Raw genomic sequence first — 381 nt, 5'->3', positions numbered from 1 at the left:
CCATGAATTTCCCCTGCTGAAACCTCGCACGGTACGCCGATTTTATCTTGACCGACACATCGGCAGAATACATTTCATTCAGAATATTGCGGAATGGCGTGATGTCCATCGCCGATTTATTGAGCGTGTCCACGCCGTCATTAACCGCTATATAACGCACGTTATTTTCGGGAAAAAAGACTTCGAGATACAGTCCGCAGTCAAGGTAATTCCTCCCTAAACGTGATAAATCTTTCGTAATCACGCAGTTTATCAGCCCATTTTCAATGTCCTTAATCATGTTCTGGAAGCTTGGTCTTTGGAAATTCGTACCAGAATACCCGTCGTCCACATACGTTTTTGCCAAGTGCCAGCCCTGCTTTTTCACATAATCCGTGAGGA

At 44.9% G+C, this 381-nt stretch carries 1 protein-coding gene; it reads right to left on the bottom strand.

The features are described from left to right. Nucleotides 1-381: recombinase family protein (locus E5329_RS29460; protein ID WP_168356825.1), on the bottom strand; the 381-nt coding region annotated here is incomplete at both ends.

This window comes from Petralouisia muris, assembly GCF_004793545.1.
GTDB classification, from domain to species: Bacteria; Bacillota; Clostridia; order Lachnospirales; family Lachnospiraceae; genus Petralouisia; species Petralouisia muris.
This window is presented reverse-complemented; position numbering and strand designations above follow the sequence as displayed.